This is a genomic window from Alteromonas confluentis, from assembly GCF_001757105.1.
Classification (GTDB): Bacteria; Pseudomonadota; Gammaproteobacteria; order Enterobacterales; family Alteromonadaceae; genus Alteromonas; species Alteromonas confluentis.
Genome location: NZ_MDHN01000013.1, coordinates 160580 through 183949, shown reverse-complemented (window position 1 = coordinate 183949; position 23370 = coordinate 160580). Strand labels below are relative to the sequence as shown.

Annotated in this window: 21 protein-coding genes; 6 read left to right on the top strand and 15 right to left on the bottom strand. The window is 49.3% G+C overall.

Annotation, left to right across the window (positions count from 1 at the left end; genetic code table 11):
* The first annotated feature begins 154 nt into the window (after positions 1-154).
* Complete coding sequence (locus BFC18_RS06540; RefSeq protein ID WP_070124538.1) at positions 155-697, top strand: outer membrane beta-barrel protein; 543 nt, start codon at positions 155-157, stop codon at positions 695-697.
* Between the two features lie 75 nt (positions 698-772).
* On the opposite strand, the gene BFC18_RS06535 is transcribed toward BFC18_RS06540, so the two are convergent.
* From BFC18_RS06535 to BFC18_RS06520, 4 genes are read right to left on the bottom strand one after another with little or no spacing between them, the layout of a single operon-like run.
* Complete coding sequence (locus BFC18_RS06535; RefSeq protein WP_070124536.1) at positions 773-1009, bottom strand: YheU family protein; 237 nt, start codon at positions 1007-1009, stop codon at positions 773-775.
* 7 nt (positions 1010-1016) lie between these two features.
* Positions 1017-2027, bottom strand: a complete 1011-nt coding sequence (locus tag BFC18_RS06530) for a hydrolase (RefSeq protein ID WP_070124612.1) — start codon at positions 2025-2027, stop codon at positions 1017-1019.
* 8 nt (positions 2028-2035) lie between these two features.
* Complete coding sequence (locus BFC18_RS06525; RefSeq protein ID WP_070124534.1) at positions 2036-2521, bottom strand: TIGR02444 family protein; 486 nt, start codon at positions 2519-2521, stop codon at positions 2036-2038.
* On the bottom strand, positions 2505-4412 hold the full coding sequence (locus BFC18_RS06520; protein ID WP_070124533.1) for an ATP-binding cassette domain-containing protein: 1908 nt from the start codon (positions 4410-4412) through the stop codon (positions 2505-2507). The genes BFC18_RS06525 and BFC18_RS06520 overlap by 17 nt, the downstream gene beginning before the upstream one ends.
* Before the next feature lie 141 nt (positions 4413-4553).
* Here BFC18_RS06520 and BFC18_RS06515 point away from each other — a divergent pair, with 141 nt between their 5' ends.
* Together BFC18_RS06515 and BFC18_RS06510 are read left to right on the top strand one after the other, a co-directional pair.
* Positions 4554-4760, top strand: coding sequence for a YheV family putative zinc ribbon protein (locus BFC18_RS06515; RefSeq protein WP_070124531.1), 207 nt, complete (start codon positions 4554-4556; stop codon positions 4758-4760).
* A 214-nt stretch (positions 4761-4974) separates the two neighbouring features.
* The gene (locus tag BFC18_RS06510; RefSeq protein ID WP_070124529.1) at positions 4975-6132 is read left to right on the top strand and encodes a DUF748 domain-containing protein; all 1158 of its coding nucleotides are present in this window, start codon (positions 4975-4977) and stop codon (positions 6130-6132) included.
* On the opposite strand, the gene BFC18_RS06505 is transcribed toward BFC18_RS06510, so the two are convergent.
* The 3 genes from BFC18_RS06505 to BFC18_RS06495 all read right to left on the bottom strand — a co-directional run bounded on the left by BFC18_RS06505 (position 6133) and on the right by BFC18_RS06495 (position 8163).
* Positions 6133-6840, bottom strand: coding sequence for a transposase (locus tag BFC18_RS06505; RefSeq protein WP_070124527.1), 708 nt, complete (start codon positions 6838-6840; stop codon positions 6133-6135).
* Between the two features lie 104 nt (positions 6841-6944).
* Entirely contained in the window at positions 6945-7175 is a 231-nt protein-coding gene (locus tag BFC18_RS06500) for a SlyX family protein (RefSeq protein WP_070124525.1), read from the bottom strand.
* Entirely contained in the window at positions 7168-8163 is a 996-nt protein-coding gene (locus BFC18_RS06495; RefSeq protein ID WP_070124523.1) for a WD40 repeat domain-containing protein, read from the bottom strand. Before BFC18_RS06495 ends, BFC18_RS06500 begins: the two co-directional genes overlap by 8 nt.
* A 203-nt stretch (positions 8164-8366) precedes the next feature.
* On the opposite strand from BFC18_RS06495, the gene fkpA reads away from it, so the two are divergent.
* On the top strand, positions 8367-9137 hold the full coding sequence (fkpA, locus tag BFC18_RS06490; RefSeq protein WP_070124522.1) for an FKBP-type peptidyl-prolyl cis-trans isomerase: 771 nt from the start codon (positions 8367-8369) through the stop codon (positions 9135-9137).
* A 130-nt stretch (positions 9138-9267) separates the two neighbouring features.
* Here fkpA and BFC18_RS06485 read toward each other — a convergent pair whose 3' ends face one another.
* From BFC18_RS06485 to BFC18_RS06465, 5 genes are all read right to left on the bottom strand, one after another.
* Positions 9268-9660, bottom strand: coding sequence for a ribbon-helix-helix domain-containing protein (locus tag BFC18_RS06485; RefSeq protein WP_070124521.1), 393 nt, complete (start codon positions 9658-9660; stop codon positions 9268-9270).
* Between the two features lie 31 nt (positions 9661-9691).
* Positions 9692-10249 (bottom strand): DJ-1/PfpI family protein, encoded by a 558-nt coding sequence (locus BFC18_RS06480; protein ID WP_070124519.1) that lies wholly within the window; start codon positions 10247-10249, stop codon positions 9692-9694.
* 184 nt (positions 10250-10433) lie between these two features.
* Positions 10434-11516, bottom strand: a complete 1083-nt coding sequence (locus BFC18_RS06475; RefSeq protein ID WP_070124517.1) for an alkene reductase — start codon at positions 11514-11516, stop codon at positions 10434-10436.
* Positions 11517-11532: 16 nt separating this feature from the next.
* Positions 11533-12096, bottom strand: coding sequence for a type 1 glutamine amidotransferase domain-containing protein (locus BFC18_RS06470; protein ID WP_070124516.1), 564 nt, complete (start codon positions 12094-12096; stop codon positions 11533-11535).
* A 153-nt stretch (positions 12097-12249) separates the two neighbouring features.
* On the bottom strand, positions 12250-12540 hold the full coding sequence (locus tag BFC18_RS06465; protein ID WP_083272941.1) for a hypothetical protein: 291 nt from the start codon (positions 12538-12540) through the stop codon (positions 12250-12252).
* A 178-nt stretch (positions 12541-12718) separates the two neighbouring features.
* On the opposite strand from BFC18_RS06465, the gene greB reads away from it, so the two are divergent.
* Positions 12719-13204 carry a transcription elongation factor GreB gene (greB, locus tag BFC18_RS06460; RefSeq protein WP_070124515.1) on the top strand — a complete coding sequence of 162 codons (486 nt, stop codon included), beginning with the start codon at positions 12719-12721 and terminating at the stop codon, positions 13202-13204.
* A 151-nt stretch (positions 13205-13355) separates the two neighbouring features.
* Positions 13356-15710, top strand: coding sequence for a Tex family protein (locus tag BFC18_RS06455; protein WP_070124513.1), 2355 nt, complete (start codon positions 13356-13358; stop codon positions 15708-15710).
* 69 nt (positions 15711-15779) lie between these two features.
* Here BFC18_RS06455 and BFC18_RS06450 read toward each other — a convergent pair whose 3' ends face one another.
* The 3 genes from BFC18_RS06450 to BFC18_RS06440 form a co-directional block, all read right to left on the bottom strand.
* On the bottom strand, positions 15780-16655 hold the full coding sequence (locus tag BFC18_RS06450) for a putative metalloprotease CJM1_0395 family protein (protein WP_070124511.1): 876 nt from the start codon (positions 16653-16655) through the stop codon (positions 15780-15782).
* A 7-nt stretch (positions 16656-16662) separates the two neighbouring features.
* Positions 16663-16995: a hypothetical protein gene (locus BFC18_RS06445; protein WP_070124510.1), complete on the bottom strand. Its 333-nt coding sequence runs from the start codon at positions 16993-16995 to the stop codon at positions 16663-16665.
* 220 nt (positions 16996-17215) lie between these two features.
* Positions 17216-23347: a pectinesterase family protein gene (locus BFC18_RS06440; RefSeq protein ID WP_070124508.1), complete on the bottom strand. Its 6132-nt coding sequence runs from the start codon at positions 23345-23347 to the stop codon at positions 17216-17218.
* Positions 23348-23370: the final 23 nt, after the last annotated feature.

Here is a 23370-nt window from a genome sequence, read left to right as displayed (position 1 = left end):
AGATGAGACGATAATAAATTTAGCTATTTAAAATCAGCGCCTTATACACAGGAATGGTAAGAATATCCTTTTGCCGATATACGAAATGGCAAGATGATTGCTCTTCAGTCGCAGTTAAATGATTTTCTTCCAAGCATAGATAAGGAGTCTCTTTATGCGTTTTACCAAATCATTACTGACTGTCGTTGCTCTTTCTGGCCTTTCTTCAGCGGCAATGGCAGCATCACCGAACTGGCGCTTTGTTGAAGGTGGCTATACCAACGCAGATGTGGGTGCTGGCGATTTTGACGGCGTAGATGTGGGCGGGGTTTACCTGCTCGAAAACAATATTTACGTTACCGGTGAGCACAAAATGTTAGACGACAATGGCACCGATCTGGATATGACAACGGTGGGGCTGGGTTACCGCATGCCACTGGATTCATCCACCGATGCCTATTTCGGCGCGAACTTCGAGCGAGTAGATCTGGAAAACTATGATGAGAATGGCTACAGCGTACACGCTGGTTTGCGTTCCATGGTTACCGAACAAGTCGAGTTATTGGGCCAAATTGGTTACTACGATGTGGACACCGGCGATGTAACAGTAAAAGTAGGCGCGAACTATTACTTCACACCACGCTGGGCCGTGGGCGCTAGCTTCGAGAAGATTGACGATCTTGATATCACCCAGCTAAACGCGCGTTACACTTTCTAAAATCCCTTCAATTTTGAAGTAGACCCGATAGGTCAAAGCCTGGCTCAGATGCCCAACCCATCTGGCTGGGCTTTTTTAAAACGATTCCTCTTCACCAGCCTGGTATTCATCTTTAGGGCGAATATTTACCGAGTCATGCAGTTCTGAGTACACCAATACCGCTTCACCGTTTTTCAGGGAGTGTAAAACCTGATCAACTTTTTCATCAAAGGAGGCTTCTACTTCGCCGTAGTCGGTGCCTTCGCGCAGTACGAAAGACTCAGCAATATTGCGGAGCGTGTCTGGGGCTAGCTCGGTGATGGGAATAATCATTCTTACCTCAATGTGTTGGCAGATATTGGCGGAACCACTCGGCAGCGCGTTGTTGTAACCACACTGTGGGCTTTAACAGACCACCTTGCATAAATCCCACGTGACCACCAAAGTCACTGAGTTCAAGGGTTACGGCTCGTGCCAAATCGCTGGCATCCGGCACCACGGACGGACTCATAAACGGGTCATCCAGGCTATGAAGAATAAGGGTTGGGCACTGGATGGCACCAAGAAACGGCAGTGCACTACATTTTTCATAGTAGTCAGTCGCATCAGCAAAACCGTGCAGGGGTGCAGTGACTTTTTCGTCGAACTCCTGGAACGAAGATAACTGGGATGCCTGCTCAACCGATACGTTTATCAGGCCCCGGTAGTCCATACGCTGCATTTTCTTAATCAGCGTGGACTTCATACTTTTTAGCAAATAATTTTGATAAACACGGGAGAAGCCGGTGGCGATACTTTGGCTGCAATCGGCCAGTTTCATTGGCGCAGACACCGCAATAGCGGCTTGCAGCCATTTCTGTGCGGGGTTTTCGCCAAGTAGCTTAAGCAGCATATTGCCGCCCAATGAAAAGCCAATGCCGACTTTAGGCAGTTGAGGAAAGCGCTTTTCCAGCCAGTCGAGAAAATATACCGGGTCGCTGGTTTCGCCAGAATGATACGCTCTGGGCTGACGGTTAATTTCGCCACTGCAACTGCGAAAATGCATCATGACGCACTGCCAGCCCTGCTGACTGAGCACGGCCATCATGTCGTTAGCATAGTGCGATCGTATGCTGCCTTCTAAACCATGAAACATAACGACGACACCTTTCAAAGAAAAAGGTTGTGGTCCCCAAGCAAGATCGAGAAAGTCATCATCAGGAGTGGCAATACGTTCCCATTTAACCGACAACGGTAAGCGTTTTTGAAAGAAACGTGGCCAAATAGTCTGTACATGACGATTGCGCGCCCAACGAGCCGGGGTGAAATCACTGCGACGTACAATGCCATGACCACTGTCAGGTTGTTTGATCACCGTGTTTACTGCCCGGCCTGCAACGACTGAATAACGGCGGTGATGCGCTTTACTGCTGCAGGTTGTTGGCGAAGCTTAAACAAGTTCACAAAACCCGCCACACTGCCATTTACGCCCTTTACCGGCACAGATTCCACAGTAAGGCGGTTAAACATGGTAGTAAGTGCTTCCTGCTGCTGCATTTCAATGGCCAGTTCTTCCTGCTTAAGGGCTTCATAAGCTTTCTGATTAAACGGACTTGCCGCTTTCGCATCCCGCCGCTTGCCACGATGACTAGCCAGTTGCGTGTCGGTATCAGCAATAGCGGCATGCAGCACCTGCCACTGATTCAGCGTAACGATCATGCCGTTATCAAGGCACCAGCACAGCAGCAATAACATGTTCACATTTACCTGAAACTCATCTTGCAACAACAACGCTTGTTCACTTACGCCGTCGCGACCGTATATCTCCAGGCTGTACTGCCAGAATGTATCAGCATTCAGATTCATAATTCGCCCTTGCTGCTTCCATGGTTTCCTGCGCATCCAGCCAGGCCATCTCGTGCTCTTCCATTGCTTGCTTCAGCGTCGTCTGCTCATCGAGAAGCGCCATCAGCTTTGCCTTATTCTGTTCTTCGTAAATTGAGGTATCGCCCAGAGATTCTTCGACTTGCGCCAATGCGGTCGAGGTTTTCTCCATCGCTTTTTCATGTTTTTCAATGGCCTTCTTAATCGGCGCAACGGAATTACGGAACTCGGCCTCGCGACGCTTTTCAGCCTTGCGATCTACTTTAGGTCTATCGTCTTTGGGCGCTGCCGCTTTGGCCTCGCTCTGCTGAGCTAAGATCCAGGTACGATAGTCATCGAGATCGCCATTGAATGGCTCCACCTGCCCACTGTCTACCAGATAGAAGTCTTCGCAAACCGACGATAACAAGAAGCGATCATGCGAAACCAGCACCATTGCGCCTTCGAAGCCCTGTAAGGCCATATTCAGTGCATGACGCATTTCTAAATCGAGGTGGTTGGTAGGTTCATCCAACAGCAATAGATTGGGCTTTTGATACACAATCAGCGCTAACACCAGTCGTGCTTTCTCACCACCCGACATGGGGGCAACCGGCTCAAGTGCCTGATCACCGTGAAAGCCAAAACCGCCCAAATAATCACGCAGTTGCTGCTCTGTGGCCTGCTTATCTAATCGTTGCAGGTGCAGGATGGCTGAAGCTTTCGGGTCCAGCGTTTCCAACTGATGCTGGGCAAAATAACCCACGTTAAGACCTTTGGCGGTGGTGAAATCGCCCTGCATCGGGTCGTGCACGCAAGCCAGCAACTTGATCAGTGTTGATTTACCCTGACCATTGCGCCCCAGCAAACCAATACGACTACCGGGCACCAGATTCAGCTTCACATTATTGAGGATAACTTTTTCACCATAGCCCAATTTGATATCGCGCATCTGAATAAGCGGATTCGGCAGACCGGTAGGCTCCGCAAATTCAAAATTGAAGGCGCTGGCAGCGTGTGCAGGCAATATCTGCTCCATACGCTCAAGCTGTTTAATACGGCTTTGTGCCTGTTTAGCTTTACTGGCTTTCGCCTTAAAGCGGGTGATAAATGACTCCAGATGAGCAATTTTGTCCTGCTGCTTCTGGTATTCAATGTTCTGCAAACGTAAACGCTCAGCCCGCTGTTTTTCGTAAGACGAATAATTACCGGTATAGGCGATAAGTTGCTGCTGTTCAACGCTAACAATTTGCGCCACGGTATTATCGATAAAGGCTTTATCGTGACTAATAAGAATAAGTGTGCCGGAATAGCGTTGCAGCCATTTTTCCAACCAGATAACCGCATCTAAGTCGAGGTGGTTTGTTGGTTCATCTAAAAGTAAGAGATCGGAGGGGCACAACAGAGCCTGAGCCAGGTTCAAACGCATTCGCCAGCCACCAGAGAAATCGGTCACCGGCGCAGTAAGCTGTGCTGTAGTAAACCCCAGTCCAGCCAGAATGGTCGCCGCTCTTGCTTCTACGTCGTAGGCGCCAGCTTGTTCTAGCTGACCATGTAGCTGCCCCATTGCTTCACCGTCGTGACGGGCTTCGGCATCGGCCAGTTTTGCCTGACAATCACGGAGAAGTTTGTCTCCATCGATAACATAGTCAATAGCACTGCGGTCGACAGCCGGCGTTTCCTGCGCCACGCTAACAATGCGCCAATGTGCGGGAACCTGACAGTCGCCGGCATCGATAGACAATTCGCCCCGAAGCAGAGCAAACAGGGTAGATTTACCACAACCGTTGCTACCAATCAGGGCCGTTTTGTGGCCTGGAAAAATTTGTGTGCTGGCGTGTTCTAATAGCACCTTGCTACCACGCATCAGGGTTACGTCAGATAAAGTAATCATGCCTGTGCAGTTGTCCTCCGCGTTAAGCGGCGTATGATAGCAAACTCCCCTGATAATGGCTTGCGTTTCACATGTTCATGACCATAATCCAGAGGATAAAATCAGCAACCCGTTTGCAGCGAAAAATTTTACGGAGTCTCCATGGCTGAGAGAAAGAAAAAACGATTTATTGCCGGTGCTACCTGTCCGAAATGTCAGGCCCTTGATTCCATCATGTTGTTTTTTGAAAATAACGTGGAAAAACTGGAATGCGTGAAATGTGGTTACACCCAATCGCAAACTGACGAAAAAGTGGAAGCTAAAACCCGCGCCGACGAAAATGTTATCGGTGTTTTCAAGCCCCAATAATTTGTCAGATTTACCTGCCTTGTGGGTAAAGCCTGTAGATTGCAGCCAATAACTGGCTGCAAATCATTCTTCACTCGCGCCCCATGAATGTAAGTTTCTGACTTACCTTTCATATAGTTATCACTGCCACTCTGCATCTTTTACCATTAAATCCACGCTGGCATAGCAATTGAAGCCTTTGTTTATTTTTCCCAACAGAGGTGAGCAATACATTATGGCTTCCCGTAAATCTCGTCGAGCTTTCAAATGTTTGGCTGTCATCGCCTGTGTGCTTGTTGCCGTTCGATTAAGCCTGCCATTCGCAGCCCAGTGGTACATAAACGACGTACTGGACGAAGGCGAGCAATTTACCGGTAGCGTGGGCGACGTAGACTTAATGCTTTGGCGAGGCGCTTACAGCCTCGATAATGTGGTTATTCTCAAGCGCACGGGTGAAGTAGAACAGCCGTTCTTTGAAGCGAAACGCGTGGAGTTTAGCTTGCTGTGGTCTGCGCTTTTTAATAAATCTGTGGTCGCGCAAGTTTACCTTTCTCAACCTGAACTGAATTTTGTAGATGGTGGCAGCGAGGCCGCGAGTCAATCCGGGGAAGATGAAAACTGGCTCTACTTAGCTGATCAACTCGTACCTTTAAAAGTCGACCGTTTCGAAATACGCAACGGCTCGGTGAATTTCTTTAATCCTGACGCCACGCCGGCTATTCATGTCCAGCTTCACGACATCAATGCAATCGCAAAGAACCTGGTAAACAGTCGCGACTTATCTAAAAACCTCATCGCCACAGTGCAGGCGTCGGGCAGCGCTGAAGAGCAGGGTACGATGACGCTTTCCGGTTCACTGAATCCAGCCACTAAACAGCCGACTTTTGACATTAATTTTCAGGCTAACGATGTCGCCCTCGTCAACTTCAAGAGTTTTCTAGATACCTACGCGCCCTTTGATCTGGAAGCGGGTACGCTAGAACTCGCTCTAGAATTGGCAAGCGATGACGGTGAGATATCTGGCTACGCCAAGCCCGTACTGCGGCATGTGGAGGTGTTCTCATGGAAAGGCGATGTAGAGCGGGATGATGACGGCTTTTTCCGTAGTATCGCCGAGGCATTATCTGGCTTTATTGCCGAGTTGTTCGAAAACCAGAGTGAAGATCAAATCGCCACTCGCATCCCTATTTCTGGTTCACTTAACAATGTGGAAACGCCAATATTTACGACCATCGTTGGCATTTTGAAGAACGCGTTTGTGCAGGCTATTCAGGGCGACCTGGAAAACAGTGTTGAATGGCGCGATGCTGAACAGGCAAATGAGGAAAGTGAGAAAAACGAACAAAACAACGATGCCCGGGAATCAGAGCCTCCGGGCAACGAGACACCATGATCAAGGATGTTGATGGGCCGTAGAGTCGACTTTGCGCGGTCGTCCACGTTTGCCTTCCGTCAATCGCCGACCGGTGACTTTTTCAATGCGTTTTATAAAGCCCGGATCGCCCATCGCCAAGCCCATTTTAAGCGACTTGGCTATGTCGGCATCCATGTCCTCATCAATGTCCTGTAAACGTTCAAGGTGCATCGTACGTCGCGCTTCCGGCGTATTTGCCGTGCGTTCATAAGCGGCATGAGCCGTTAACATCACACTGGGAATGCCCAATGCGTTACTCACCACACTCGACCAGGCGTACTGTTCAGGATTGTCACATAACGCCTCACGAACGGGTTGCTGTTCGATGTAGCGATACACTTCAATGAGTAATTCATCGTCGAGTACTAATGCTGATTTATAACGATCACGCCAAATGGTGCCTTTTGTGCCATATCGCTGATGGTAGTATTGCGCGTACAAACGACCGGTAGCCTGAAGCATATGAGAAATGCCATCGCCAGTAGATGGCGTGCAAAGAAATGAAATACTTTCTTTCGCCGCACACCAGGCGTGCATGGCAACCTGATAACGGCTCGCATAACGCCCGAGATAATCTAGATAGGTCAGACGATCGGTATCGTCTTTGAAAGGCATGACACCCGTGCGCCCTGTACGCTGCACGAGCTGTGGAATTCCCGCAGGGGAGGTTCTGAGCTTTCTTGCCATGAATATCGATTCGTCAGCTAATTAAATAAGTGTATTTTTAAAGCGTAGACAAGAATTTCAGATATATCTAAAAGAGTCGGCGGATTATTTATAGCACCGCCGTTTTAGTAGTGCGGCGGCGGTGTTTCTTCAGTGAGCTTGGCAATGTTTGATGGCTCAAAACCTTTCACTTTTTCCATCACAAATCGCATTTGCACCTGCAGTTTTTCAATCTGATACTGTTGATCGGTCAGGGCGTCATTAAGGGTGTCGATAGTATGTTCCTGGAACGACACCTTGGTCTGTAATTCTTCGATGGCTTCCATCGCTTGTTCCAGTGTTAATGATTCACTCATGTTCTATTGTCCACATTTCTGCTAGGCCGCTACTGCTTTCTGAAAGGATTGTTTTCTTATCGACGAAGCCCACCGCATACACTACGGCGGTGGCAGGACGGGTGCCTTCTTTAGCAGCTACCTTCCATTCATCCACCTGCTCACCATTTTTTACATCCCACAAATAAATATTTCTTGAGGGTGAGCCAGTAAGTAAATACTTACCATCAGCAGAGAAAACCGCATCGGTAAAAATTTTCTGGCGCGCAATATACTGCAGGTTACTCATCTGTGCACCTGTTTGTGCGTTCCAGATCTTAGCGCCTTGCTTACTGTCTGCAGTAAAGGCAAAACGACCCTCATCATCCAGCGTTACCGAGGAAATTCGACTGCTGTGAGTGAATGTGTGAATAATTTGCCCCGTGCGCGTGCTCCAAAGATAAGCCACATAGTCATTGCCACCGGTTAGCGCATATTCGCCGTTGGGCGAAATGTCGACGGAATTGATACGCTCCTGATGCCCCAGAAATTCCAGACGCCGACCGGTTTCTGGCTCGAAGTACATAACCTTTCCGTTGGAACGGCCTACAAGAATACCCGTTCCGTTATTCGTTACGGCCACATCACGAATAGTAGATTCGTCGATCCGCCAAAATCCTACAGGCTCACCGCTTTCAATGCTCCACAATGCAAACGCCTCACGGTCTGAGGTAACTACGAACTTGTTATCTGCAGAAATATGAATCGCAAGCACCAGGTTGTTGCCTTCACTTTGATGTTGCCAGTGAAAAAGCAGTTTGTTGTCTTTGTTGTGCCATACATTAATGCCATTATCGACACCGGACACCACGCTGTATTCACCGTTTGGTGAAATGTCGGCGGCATAGGCACCATCTTCAGCGTGCAGCCAGCGCTCCTCCGGCTCGGTTTCCGGTACTGAACAGGCACTCAGCAACACACTGAAAAATGCCAGTAATAGCGTAGTTTTGAACGATCGTCGATGAAGCATGTCTTATAGGTTTCGCTTTCAATGTCTCTGGGTTTACCATAGCATGGAACAAATCGAATCGATTTAGCAAAATGATTCGAAAGTGATCATTTTGCTAAATTCTTATGTTTATACCCACAACGAAAAATAATTTTTGGGTATATCACACAAACCCGTCGTACCCCGGGGCACGACAAAGATTTTATAATAATGGAGAAGTTTTTATGCGTAAGTCGCTTGTCGCCTTATCGACAGTAGCTGCACTGGGTTTGTTTGCCTGTCAGCCAAAAGAAGAAGCACCGAAGCAGCCTGCAGCAGAAGAAGCAGCGCAAGGTAGTGCCTTAGCTGACATGTCAGTAGAACAAAAACAAGCGTACGCCATGGGCGCAGGCATGGGTATTTTTGTAAATAACCGTGTAAAACAACAAGATCAAATCGGTCTTCCTTTAGATAAAGAAGCCCTGAAGCAAGGTTTCCTTGATGCACTGGCAGATCAAAGCAAAATGACCCAGGGCGAAATTCAGGAAAATGCTCAGGCTGCTGAAATGGCAGTTCGCGCAGCGCAGCAAGAAATGGCTGCTAAAGCCGCTGAAGAAAACATCAAACTTGGTGAAGAGTATTTAGCAGAAAACGCGAAGAAAGAAGGTGTAACGGTTACTGATTCAGGCCTGCAGTATGAAGTACTTCAGGAAGGTACAGGCAAAAGCCCTACGGCCACTGATCAAGTTAAAGTACATTACCACGGCACCTTAATTGACGGCACAGTTTTCGACTCATCTGTTGAACGTGACGAACCTGTTACCTTCCCGCTGAACCGCGTCATTCCTGGTTGGACTGAAGGCGTACAGCTTATGAAAGTAGGTGCGAAATTCCGTTTCGTTATCCCTGCAGAATTGGCTTACGGCGAACGCTCTACTGGCCTTATCACACCTAATTCAACACTGATTTTCGACGTTGAATTACTGGAAGTGGTTGACGATTCAGAAGCTGAATAAGTCGCGTAAGTAAGGGGTCAATGACCCATTTACTTACCCTTGCAATGCATAAGAAAAAGCCAGTCAGGTTGCCCTGACTGGCTTTTTTATATCCCCTGAAAAGCACGCAAGCAGCACGAAGGCACAATACTTAGTGGCTTTCACCTCGTCGGTTTGCGGCATTGAGTTGACGCAAATTGGCTGCCTCAGTTTCTTTTTCAATAAGTTTGGCCGATGCTAAACCCGCCAACGGTTTCGCTTCATCACGCTGTAGATGCCCATCGGCACTTAATGACAAATATCGTCCACAGCAAACCCGTAGAAACGAAGTAAAGTTACCTACATCATGGTCGGCGTCCAGCGATTCCAGATAAAGCTTGGTGACCAGCTGATTTACCGTCATTTCATCGCGACAGGCAATTTCCTGCAAAATATTCCAGAAGAACGTCTCCATGCGAATTGATGTCACCACACCCTCAATGCGCATCGAGCGGGTTTTACTTTCCCACAGGTCAGCGTCGGCATTAATGAATAATCCACACATCATCTTGTCCTCTAATCATTTAAATAGTGCGTTACAGCAAAGCCATGAACTGACTTAACAACGCTGGATGCGCAGGCCAGGCTGGACCTGTCACTAACTTGCCGTCGGTGATGGCCTCGTCCATTTCCACCGTCACATAGGTTCCACCAGCCAGTTTCACCTCGGGTTCGCAAGCCGGATACGCCGAAACGCGCTTACCTTCAAGAACGCCGGCCGCGGCCAATAATTGTGGACCATGACAAATGGAGCTTACCGGTTTATCGGCAACAAAAAAACTGCGCACCATTTCAATTACTGCATCGTTCAAACGCAGATACTCTGGCGCGCGGCCACCTGGAATGTAGAGCGCATCGTAGTCATCAGCGTTAATGTCTGCGAACGTCGCATTGAGGGCGAAATTGTGACCGGGCTTTTCGGTGTAGGTTTGGTCACCTTCGAAATCGTGAATAGCGGTTTTAACCGTGTCGCCGGCTTTCTTGCCCGGGCAAACCGCGTCTACGGTATGACCACAGGCCATCAAAGCCTGGTAGGGCACCATGTTCTCATAATCTTCTACGAAGTCACCGGTAATCATTAGAATTTTGCTCATCGTCGTGTCCTTAATTGGGTTATCAACAATACTGCAAATCTATATGAACATAGCAGAGCACCTAGCCGGTAACATCATGTTACTACATTCACTAGACTACTGATTTGAAACAATTTTAAGCATGATTTTTAAGAGGGTAAACTGCGCGAAAGGCCTTTCCTTTCGCGCGAACTGCACTTAAGCGCTAGTCATTATAAAATGGATAGTCGATATAACCCTTCTCTTCACCGGCGTAGAAGGTGTCTTGGTCGGGCTCATTAAGGGCTACGCCTTTTTCCAGGCGCTCAGCCAGATCGGGGTTTGCAATGAAGGGACGACCGAATGCGACTGCATCAGCATAGCCAGACTCTACTGCTTGCTTAGCGGATAGCACGTCGTAATCGCCATTGGCAATATAGAAACCCTGCCATTGCTCTCGCAGTTCAATGATAGTTGCGAGATCGGTATTGTTTGCCGGCATCCCTGGAAAGCGCTCAACCATATGCAGATAAGCCAGGTTCAGTGGATTGATAAAGTTAATAACTTCACTGAAAGTGGCCAACGGATCGCTGTCTGCGATATCGTTCTGATTCCCAACCGGTGACAAGCGGATGCCCACCTGAGAAGCATCCCAGACTTTTAGCACGGCGCGGGTAACCTCTTTCAAGAAACGTAGGCGATTTTCAACGCTGCCGCCGTACTCGTCGTCCCGCAGATTGGTTTTATCTCGCAGGAACTGATCGATGAGATATCCGTTTGCAGCATGAATTTCTACGCCGTCAAAACCGGCTTCGCGGGCATTTTCCGCGGCTTTCTGAAAGTCTGCCACGGTGGACTGAATCTCTTCTACCGTCATGGCCTTGGGTTCAGACGCGGGCTGTTTATCGCCGTCGAAAAACACACCCACGTCAGGCTTCACCGCAGAAGGGGCCAGCGGCTTGGCGTTATCCGGCTGAAAATGACTGTGGCTAATTCGGCCTACATGCCAGAGCTGCAGAAAAATACGACCACCTTTCTCATGCACAGCTTCTGTGATCTCTCGCCATTTCTGCACTTGTTCGGCGCTGTAAATGCCCGGCGTACGAATATAGCCTTTACCCTGAGGGCTGATTTGCGACGCTTCAGTGATCAGCAATCCACCCGAGGCGCGCTGCTGGTAATAGGTTACCGCCATGTCTGATGGTACATCGGTGCCATCCACTGCACGGCTGCGCGTAAGCGGTGCCATAAAAACGCGGTTCTGTACGTCGACACTGCCGACACTGCCTTTATCAAATAATGTAGTCATTACCGTTACCTCCGTTTTATACGTGCTGCTGGTCGTGTTTACCTTCACGAAGCTCTTCCACAATTTTGCGGCAGAAGGCAGGTAAATCATCCGGTGTGCGACTGGTTACCAGTGCTTGATCGCAAACCACTTCCTCATCTACCCAGTTACCCCCCGCGTTAACAATATCGGTTTTGAGACTGGGGAAAGACGTGACTTTTCGATTATTTAAGACATCTGCCTCCACCAGCATCCACGGACCATGGCAGATAGCAGATACCGGTTTATGCTGGGCAAAGAAATCACGAACAAACGTTACCGCTTTTTCATCAGTGCGCAGGGTATCTGGGTTTTGCACACCACCAGGGAGGATGAGGCCATCATAGTCTTTGGCATTTACTGCAGAAACTACTTTGTCTACTGAAAACGTGTCGCCTTTTTCATCATGGTTCATGCCCTGAATGTCGTCGGCTTTCAGCGAAATAATATCAACTGTTGCGCCTTCTGCTTCCACCGCTTCTTTCGGTTTAGTCAGTTCAATTTGCTCAAAACCGTCGGTTGCTAAAATAGCGACTTTTTTACCCTGTAGTTTATTACTCATGAAATCATCTCCTGTTTTGAAATGTATCCATGGCTACGGAGCTTTTACTGCTGAGGATTGTTTACAAACATTAAATCTCGCTCATCACAGCCTGAGGCAGAAACAACAAAGCCCTTCAATGGAAGGGCTTTGTTGTAAAACATCTATTCACTATTAAGTGTTGTCAGATAGCAGATGACGTCGGCGTTCCGGGCGTTTCCGTAACGTTGCGCAATGCTTAATCATTGTATGACCTACCTTGTATGCGGCGATACCGCCGACAAGCAGGGCTGCGGTTTTCACGCTATTAATGTGAACGAGAATGTCGATCATGCCGATTGCGAACAAAACCACGCCGGAGAGAAACAACATAAAGCCGACAATGGTAATGCCATTGGCCGTTAGCGTTTGATCGCTACGTTTTTCTTTTAACTCTGTTTGCTCATGCTGCATAATAATATTCACTCGTTTCCATGTTAATTATGGATAGTATTTCGACATACTCACCAACAATTCGTTCATTTTTTACGCAAGATAACCCTATAAACTTGTGTTTGCGCTGATTAACCACATTGCTTAATGCTTATCGGCTCAAATTTATAATTGATTAGTTTTAAAATCATAAACATAGCGAATTTTTACTATGCGCACGCCACTCATTACCCGTAATGGATATCGGAAGCTACAAAACGAGCTCGACTATTTATGGCGGGAAGAACGCCCCGAAACAACCCGCAAAGTCACCTGGGCCGCGAGTCTCGGCGATCGTAGCGAGAATGCGGATTACCAGTACAACAAAAAGCGCCTGCGGGAAATCGACCGTCGCGTGCGTTATTTACGCAAGTGCTTGGAAAACCTGAAAGTCGTCGACTATTCGCCTCAACAAGAGGGCAAAGTGTTTTTTGGCGCTTGGATAGAAATTGAGAACGACAAAGGTAAAACCATGACGCTGCGCATTGTCGGGTACGATGAAATTTTTGGTCGTAAGGACTATATTTCCGTGGATTCGCCCATGGCACGCTCACTGATTGGCAAATCGGTAGACGATGACATCACAGTGAAAACAGAAACCGGTATCTTCGAGTGGTGGATAAACCGCATTTGGTACGATACCGAAGACAAAGTTTAACGTCACCTGCGTAAAACAAAGGATTCACTGAGATAAACAGCATTAACCATGAATTCATCAGTGATATACTTGCGCACCAGTGAATACACCCAATATTTAGTCGGGCCTGACGACCCGGCAGGACACAAATTTAAAGGCCACAGAGCTTACTATGATTATCAACAAAATTGCCGAAGAACTCGCTGTCAGCCCTACTCAAGTGCAAGCGGCCGTTTCACTTTTAGATGAAGGCTCAACGGTACCTTTCATCGCTCGATACAGGAAAGAGGCAACACAGGGACTAGATGATTCTCAACTTCGAAACCTGGAACAGCGTCTCACCTATCTTCGCGAACTGGAAGATCGTCGAGGCGTGATCCTTAAGTCTATTGAAGAGCAAGGTAAGCTTTCTGATGAACTGAAAAACCAGATTGTTTCCGCCGACAGCAAAACCACGCTGGAAGATTTGTACCTGCCTTACAAGCCCCGCCGCCGCACGAAGGGCCAAATTGCCATTGAAGCCGGTTTAGAACCGTTGGCCGACAAACTGTTTAACGACCCCACTCTGACCCCAGAAAATGAAGCTGAAGCATTTATCAGCGCAGACAATGGCGTTGCTGATACTAAATCAGCGCTGGAAGGCGCACGCTATATTCTGATGGAGCGTTTTGCAGAGGACGCCGGTCTGCTGGCAAAAATCCGCGCGTATCTCAACGACAATGCGTTCGTGACCAGTACCGTAGCACCGGGCAAAGAACAGGAAGCGATTAAGTACAAAGATTACTTTGAGCACCAGGAAAAACTGAAATCTGTTCCTTCACACCGCGCACTGGCCATGTTCCGTGGTCGCAACGAAGGCATGCTGCATATTCAGCTGAATGCGGATCCACAAAATGAAGACGCCACAGCCCCTTCACACTGCGAATTTGTCATTGCCGAACACTATGGCATTGCGGACAAAGGCCGTGCTGCCGACGCATTTTTAAAGCAGGTTGTACAATGGACCTGGAAAATCAAAATTGCCCTGCACATGGAAACAGAGCTTTTTTCCACGCTGCGTGAACAAGCGGAAGAAGAAGCCATCAGCGTATTTGCTAAAAACCTTAATGACCTGTTGATGGCTGCCCCTGCCGGAGCTAAAACGACCATGGGCCTCGATCCAGGTCTGCGTACCGGTGTGAAAGTGGCTGTGGTTGATAAAACCGGTAAAGTGGTTGCTACCAATACCATTTTCCCACACGCACCGCAGAATGCTTGGGACAAGTCCATGCGCACGCTTATCAATGTGTGTAAGCAGCATAAAGTCGAGCTCATCAGTATTGGTAACGGCACCGGATCGCGGGAAACCGACAAACTGGTAGCAGAAATGCTTAAAGCAGCGCCGGAACTGGGTGCGCAGAAGATTATGGTGAGCGAGGCCGGTGCATCGGTCTACTCCGCATCTGAACTGGCTTCTAAAGAACTGCCGGGTATGGATGTATCACTGCGTGGCGCAGTGTCTATTGCCCGTCGCCTGCAGGACCCTCTCGCGGAGCTGGTAAAAATTGAGCCTAAAGCCATTGGTGTTGGCCAATATCAGCACGACGTAAGCCAGAGCCAACTGGGTAAATCCCTCGACCGCGTAATTGAGGACTGTGTAAACGCCGTTGGCGTTGATTTAAATACCGCGTCTCCCGCACTGCTTTCTTACGTGTCTGGTTTGAATAAAACCCTGGCACATAACATTGTGTCTTTCCGTGATTCCAACGGCGCCTTCCCAGACCGTAAAGCATTGCTGAAAGTGGAACGTCTTGGTCCTAAAGCCTTCGAACAGGCGGCAGGCTTCCTGCGCATTACGGCGGGTTCAAACCCACTGGATGCTTCATCTGTTCACCCTGAATCTTATCCTGTGGTCGACAACATCGTTGATCGTACCCAGGTTGCGGTAAACGATTTAATTGGAAACACCGATCTGCTGCGTAAGTTAGCACCGGAAGACTTCACCAGCGACGCGTTTGGCTTACCAACGGTTAAAGACATTCTGAAAGAACTCGACAAGCCAGGCCGCGACCCGCGCCCAGAGTTTAAAACAGCCACCTTTAAAGAAGGCGTTGAGACCATTAGCGATCTGAAGCCTGGCATGATTTTAGAAGGCGTAGTGAGCAACGTGGCTAACTTCGGTGCCTTCGTTGACGTGGGCGTACATCAGGATGGTCTGGTTCACATTTCTGCGCTGACCAACAAGTTCATCTCTGATCCACGTGAAGTGGTGAAAGCCGGCGATATTGTGAAGGTAAAAGTATTGGAAGTAGACGTTCAGCGTAAGCGCATTTCATTTACTATGCGCTTGGACGACACACCAGCACCGGCAGCGGCAGCGGAAAAACGCAATGCGGGCGGAGCCGGTAAACCGGCAGGCAAGCAGGGCAAAGGCCGTCAGCCAAACCGTAATAACAACGGTGGTGGCAACCGTCAGGCGCAAGCGCCAGCAAATGCCGCCATGGGTAATGCTTTTGCAGATGCGTTCGCGAAGGCGAAGCAGAAGTAAAGTTAAGACCTGATACAAGAAAGCCAGCTTAAATTGCTGGCTTTTTTCGTTTAAGAATAAGTATCACCACTAGGCGCTAACAGTGAAGCCTCCTGAGTTCGGGGTCACAGTAGCTTTGTAGAACCCCTGAATGACACCAATCCGCGACTGCATTTCATCAGTTGGCGAAACGTCTTCATTAGCCATTTCCAACTGCCGAGAACCTTCAGCTTGCAAACTGATATCACCTTCCCCAGCAATCGATGAAACTTCAGCCCCTTGCTCATCACCTGAGGCTGACGAGCTAGCCATTTCGGCTCTGGCCTCATTGGCTTTTTGGGCCGCTTCAGCGGCGACTTTTAGATCTTGAGATGAAGGCTCAGCCGGTGCTAGCGCAGCAGCACGAACTTGCTCCATTTTCTGGATAGTATCTTCAGGCGTAGCTGCCTCAGACACGTCAATATTGACTTCACCACCCGTGGCGTAACGTTTGTTATCAGGGCCGGTTTCGTATTCATATTGCGGCGAACCCGCATACTGGCCACCACGGGCTGAGTGCGCCTGCTCGTGCTGGCGAACTTCCTGGTCTCGCGCTTTGAGTTCTTGAATTTCGTCCTGTTCAGCTTGTTGTTGCTGCTTTTCTTCCGCCGACTCTCTACCCGCGCTTTCCTGGTTGGCGTTGTCAGCGCCTGTTTCCGGGTTGTCCACATTGTCGTTTTGTTGCAATGCGTCAGCGCCGGCATCAATTTGAATTTGCGGACGCTCATAGGTGACCGGCGCAGGCTTTTGCCCGGGCGTACGGGCGCGATCGGATTCAGATCCTAACCCCTGCTCAGCAGCGCCTTGGTCAGCATCTTTAGATGGCGGAATGGTGTCTTTTAATAGGTTGTCACGGCGCGCAGATTCGGTGTTCACATTGGCTGTGGAGAACACTAAAGACGTTGGAATGGGCGTGACAATATTCATACTGTTATTAAGTCAGTGTGTCGATAATCGTACCAACAGTATCGAATGCTGTATCGACAACCTTGGCAGATGCCAGTGCATTCTTACTGTTAATTTGCAGCGAAATTAGGTCATCGGTCACGCTGCCTACATTTTGCGGAAGTGTATTTCGCACATTAGACAAACTATTGAGTGACGCATTAGCCAATACATCGCCGGTGCCATTAAGTTCGACACTGGTCTGGGCTGCGCGCTGCGCTAAATTTACGGAAGCCTGTGTCATTCCCTCATAAGCGTTTTGAATTCCGCTCATGCCAGACACAATCGCCGAATTGATATTATTACCAATAATGCTCGACATGACTGATACCTCTAATAGCAAGTTGGCTACCACACCAAACTTGCACCTCATACACTCTCAGGTCAATTATTGACCAAGAGTAAGTGAAAGTAAAAGCATCTATGCTGAATTTTCCCTAAGCGACTGCCCGGTTTAGAGATTTATATTAGAGAACATGTAAAAAAACACGCCTCCTGTAAACCACAGGAGGCGTGTTTGCTACTTCCATGTTGTGAGTATTTTAATCGACGGCCGGAATAGCCTCAGCGTCTTGGGCAATTTTACCCACACCGGAATGATTAATAACTTTCACCTTCACAGAACCCGCATCGTCCAACGCATAATCGTAAGGTACGGTGTAACTGGAAGTCGGTTCAGCATCTGGCCCTGCTGATACATCACCAGCATCAGGTTCAGTCCATGTAACCCCGGTCCCGAACACGTTTCCTGCTGTATTCCAGTAACCTATAACGTCAGAATAGAACGACACAATGGGGTTTTGCGTTTGCTCAAACACATTGTGCTCAATTTGCAATTCTGCGCCGATTCGCGAGTTGATGGCTGTTGAGGAAATACCGTTGTAGTAGTTATTGTATAGGTGTCCGAAGCCGTAGCGGAACAGCGGCAGACGTGACTCTATATTCTCAAAACGGTTGTGGTGGAAGGTGATAAAGCGGTCGGTGTTATCACTGTCGGTATCCGACTCCGTATGACCATGCAGCGACGCTTTCCAGTGATCGTGCAGATAGTTATACGAAATAGTGATGTTTTTCGCGCCCCGCTTACTGTCTACCAAGCCGTCATAGAAGTCTTTGTCTACTGACAACGTGCTGTACAGCTCGTTATGGTCAATCCAGATATTACTGGTTGTCGAACCGTCATTGTCACCTTCGATGCCAATGGCATCTTTGCCTTCGGTTAACACGTGGTGGATCTTCAGGTTCTGAATTATCACGTTGTTGGCGCGCTTGATGAGAATACCGATACCGTCAAACTCGCCTCGGTCGGCAACACCAATAATAGAGACATCGTTCATATCACGGATTTCAATGGGACTACCTGTTCCACCCGTATTAGCGTCGGTGATAACACCATCGACATACACGGTTACCGGCGTATTGGTAGAGGCAGCGGTATTCAGTGCGGCCTGTAAGTCAGCGCCATTGTCCACAGTAACAACTGTACCACCCGCACCACCGGTAAGATCGAAGTTAAATGCGGCAAAGCCGTTAGCCAAATCATCCTCCACTGGCGTTATGACAGGCGCATTTAGCGGAGTGGGTGTCCAGCCTTCGTCGCTGTTGTAGTGAGCAAAGATACTGTTACGGTCTGTTAGCGCCGTCACGTCGCCGGCAGACAACTCATAACCAAACTGACGGGTAGATAAATCCAGCGGATTGCCCTGCATATCCATGCTGCCATATTCTCGCCAGCCAGCAGCTGCGGTAGCTGGATTCGGATTCGGCGCAGGCTGACTATTGATACCTTCACCCGCCCAGCCAATATCTGCAATATGGGTGTCAAAGCGGTTGTTGATCAGCGTGATGTTATCGAAGTAACTGCTGCTGCCACCGCTGCGGGCGATGTAAGTAGAGTTGTCCAGCACATCGTTGCCAAGAGGGCCCGGACCATGGGTAAATTCACTGTTCAGGAAAATAAACCCTTTGTTGTTAATGTCTGGCACCCGGGCCTGCAGCACATAGCCACCAGCGGTATCCTGGGTTGGATCACCGTTCTTGGAATCACCAATGGTACGGATTTCACTTTCCTCAAACAGCGCGGTGTTCACGTAGCCCCAGATAAAGTCGACGTTACCGGCAATCAACGACTGATAGAACCAACTGTAGCCTTTCAGCAGCAAGGTGTCTTGCTCACTGATGAAGTTCATGTTGGTGGCTGTCAGGCGGCCACTATCACTGTTGAAGTACAGAGTTTCAGCCTGATTCGAGTACTGATTGTCACGGATATGGCTATTCTTCAAGGTGAAGTTATTCAGAACAAGGTTATCCACGCCTTCAATGAGGAACACACTACGACCACCAGAAGGCGTACCGGTGCCCGGCGCTTCACTCTTTCCGCTGCCGCTGTTGAAGCTCTCGAAGTTGTTGTAATAAACAATGGTGTTATCGCGATCCTCACCCTGAATGGTGACGTTGTTGTGATCACGCAGCAGCATCATTTCTTCGTACTCACCCGCCATCACCGTAATGGTTGCGGCCTCGTCAGACGGTACGCTTTGCATCACATAGTTCAGTGCGCCCTGTACGGTTCTGAAGTCAGCCTCGCCATCGTCGTCCACCACCAGCAAATTGCTTTCTGGCGCGGCCTCACGGGTGGAGAACGACCAGTTGGCGTCTTTACCCAGACCAACGAAAGCTTCACCGTTCAGCGTACCGCTGGTAACCACAGAATCAGCAATGGCAACATAATAGGACTTACCATATTCTAGCGCGTGGTTGTGCGGCTTAATGATCAGCGTATTACCATCCACGCTTACCGGACGGTAGTACACCTTGCGCTGACGTTCCTGACCGGCATAGCCGATAAAGTCTTCGTCAACGCCCACATTGACCACATCCACCAGCGTATCGTCGGCGGCATCGTAAATACGGATCTCCCCCACATCTCCGAGTACCGGCGTATCATCGAATGTCAGCGCCAACGAGGTATCAATGTGCGCGTTTTGTTTACCCGCGTATGGCATGGTATCGCCGGTCAGGTTGCCGTAAGTGCCAGTTGGCATAACGAAACCTTCCTCCACCGTCACGTCGATGGTTTTTCTTAACGTGGGATCAGAACCTGAAGTAAACGTCAGGGTAGCAGTACCTGCTGCCACCGGCGTCGCCTTCACTGTCGGCCCATCAATTTCCAAGTTCACCACAGAAGGATTGCTGCTGACGACTGAGAAAGTATCGTCGGTGACACCATCGTTCTGAATTGCTGTCACGTAGACATACAGATCATCACTGCTAGTTGTGGTTTCCCAAGTGGCATCTTTGTAGTCTAGGGTCAGTTGTACCGGTTTAATCGTCGGGTCACCAATTTTCACATCGTCAATTTCAAACGAGCGGTTATTGGTGAACATGCCAACCAGACCTTTCGCCGTGTACTGGCCATCGGTAGTGGTACCCATATTTTCGCCATCGAGATAAACGGTAAGGTTTTCACCGATCATTTCAAAACGAACACGATACCAGGTGCCATCTGTGCCACCCGCTTCACCAAGCAGAATAGGCGATTTTGCCTGTACCGGACGGGCAATGCTGCCCTCAGTGCTCATAGCCACTTCCACCTGGGTGCTGGAAAAAGAGTTCTGCACATTCAGACCACCGCCATACCAATTTCCTGCGCTGTCGTAGCGACCTAACAGGAAGATTTGCTTATTGCGGGTGGTACTGTTCTGACGGGGACGAATACGGGCTTCCACAAAGTAATCGCCGCTATCCGGCACGTTCGCCATGGCTGCTTCATTCAGCAGGAAGATTTCACCCCCTTCACCGCCTGCGGTGTAGCGCAGCACGTTATTGCCGTCGTCATCGAGAATATCGAACACGCCCTGGGGACCATTACTGCCTGATACATCCGAAATCAAGTTGAAGTTATCTGTAGTGCCACTGGCAAAATCATCACAGAAATACAGATCCGGTTCATCCGCACAGCTGAATGCCTGCGGCTCTGCATCGCCGGTGTAAGCAATCACCAGATTATCAATCACCACTTTGCCCCCACTTTCCGTTCGCAGTTGCAGGAACGATGATGGGGTAGCAATGAAGCCTTCAATGGTAAGTCGTTGACCCGGTGTCAGTGCGGTAATTTGTTCACTGTAGAACTTCGACGCACTACCATGAACGGATTTACCGCTACTGCTGGTGTTGTTGTCGGCATAAATCTGGAAGTTATTGTTTCCTTCCGTGTCTTCCACCGACACGATATCCATACTGATGGTGTATTCACGACTGAGATCCAGCATACCGCTGGTAACGGTATCAGCATCGGTGGTATCCACGTCTGGCGTAGTATTACCGATAGAGAAGCGGGCACTGTCGATAGCCAGTTCGCCATCTGAAATAACCAGGCCGCTGCCGCCCCCGGTCACGCTGTAGAACGGTACGGTACCACTACCGTCTGTACTCTTGTACGCCGCGGTAAACATTGTGTCGACGTCGGTTTCAAAGGTCTCTTCCAGCAAGGTGTTTGCTTGCACATATTCGATGCGGATGTTGTCGATCACCACAATAGAGCCGCTTTCGGTGCGAAATTGCAGGTAGGAGTTCTGGCTGGCCACCTGTCCGGGCACCGTTACCGTAGTGCCTGCCACGAGTGACGTTACCGGCTCATTATAAAAGCGCGAGTCGCCACCAAGATAAGAGTTGGCGCTGCCGGAAGTGTTGTTGTCTACATAAATCTGGAATTTATTGTCTCCTTCCGTATCTTCGGCGGAAACCACATCAAACACCACGTTATAAGGGCGGCTTAAATCCAGCGCACCAGACAAGGTGGTGTTGTCAGCGGCACTGACGTTATCCGGATAGGTATTACCCAACGTAAAGCGACCACCATCCAGCTGAATACCGCTTTCTACCAGCGTGACAGAACCACCGGTGGATACGAACAGCGGCACATCGTTGCCTTCTGCATCCTCGGCCGACGCGAAAGCAACAGAGAAAATATCATCGCCGATGCCTGCAAGGCTGTAGCTAAGCGGTAAGCCCAATCGAGGAATAGTGACCGGCACCTCAGGCTCTTCGGGTTCAACAGGTGTCGGTTCTACTGGCTCAACCGCACTGGCTACCGTTTCAATACGCAGGTTATCCAGTGTGATTGCCGCGCTGGAGTCGGTGCGAAGTTGGAAGAAACTGTTGGTGACGGTCGGGTCGAGAATTTTCGCATCATCGGCTGCCGGATCGCCGCCGTTAACATCGGCGCCTGGCACATAGGTGTAGGTGAAGCGGCTACCCGGCGCGAGTTCATCGCCGGATAAGCCGATACTGACAAATTTACTCGCTGCACCGTGTACGGAGTTATCTTGGCCGGTGGTGTTGTTATCAACATATAGTGAGAACGAACCGCCACCGTTGTGTGCAATTACATCGAAGCTGATGGTGAAACCTTCACTGATGTTGTAAATACCCGTGCCGACGGTGTCGGAACCTGATGTGCTCGCCAATGGATTGGCCGCTGCATTACCAATGCTAAATCTATCGCCTTCCAGGATAAGGTGGCCAGTGGTAGGGTCTACAACCGGACTGCCGCCCGTTTTGATATACAACGGTCCAGCATCTGGCTCTTCACTGAGTCGCTTGTAAGCCGATGAGAAGAAGGTATCGGTGTCGGTATCGAAGTTTTCTTCCAGCGCAGCCTGCACAGAATTTGCGGCTTCTACCAGGCGTTCAAACTCTGCTGCGGCCTGCTCTTCACTGAAGGCAAATACCGCACTCATCGGATCGTCTGCGGCCAGACAAGCTTCCACCTGACCAACCAAACTTTGCGCATCGTCAGCACTGCCATCGCACAGACTATAAACCTGATTCACGGTGTTAAAGGCGCGAGCTATCAAGTACTTTTGTGAATCGCCAACAGTCAGCACCATCACTTTACGACCAAAATCAAAATGGTATTCACCACTTACTTCACCTTCTGTTGTGGTTTGGGTGAAGGTGCCGGTGAGATTGTCTTCATTTGCTGGGGTAAAGGCATACTCACTCTGGGTTACGTTTCGGCCGCTTCTTACCGGCGCGTAAACGGAACCGACAAACAGGTCTACGTCAAACGTGTTGGGGAACAGGGTACCGCGCTCTGTTTCAAGGTATTCAACAAAATGACTGATGGCGGCGTCTTTACCTACCAGCGTACTGCTGGCACCACCAGCCGCGGCCAGCCATACTTCTACGTCGGCCGCAAAATCAGCATCAGACTGAGCAAAGAAATCCTGCACAGTTTCGCCGTCGGCTAGCACCATTTCCGCCGCGGCTGCGGCATTCGCACTGATGGTAATGCCGTTTGACGGGTCACCGTCGGTATCCAGCGATTGCATTAGTCTGAGGGTATTTACCACCGACTGATTGAATGCGTTGTCGGTAGCAAATAAATCCAACGGTGAAATTACGCTGGACGCCGGCGCATCCGGAAATACCAGATCGCCGATAAAGAAAGTCAGTTGTTCACCACGGAAGTAGGAAAACTCCCCGGCATCATTTGTTGTGCCGCTCGCCACCGACTCTGAACGGTAACCAAGGCCCGCAACGGGGCTGTCGACAAATACCCCGGTCAACGCCGGATCAGGCGGTAGGGTTACGTTTGTAGTACTTTTTTCTCCGCACGCAGACAGTAGCATGATGCCACTGACTACCGTTGCTATTTTTGTGAGTTTCATAACACTCATTCTCCATGTAATCT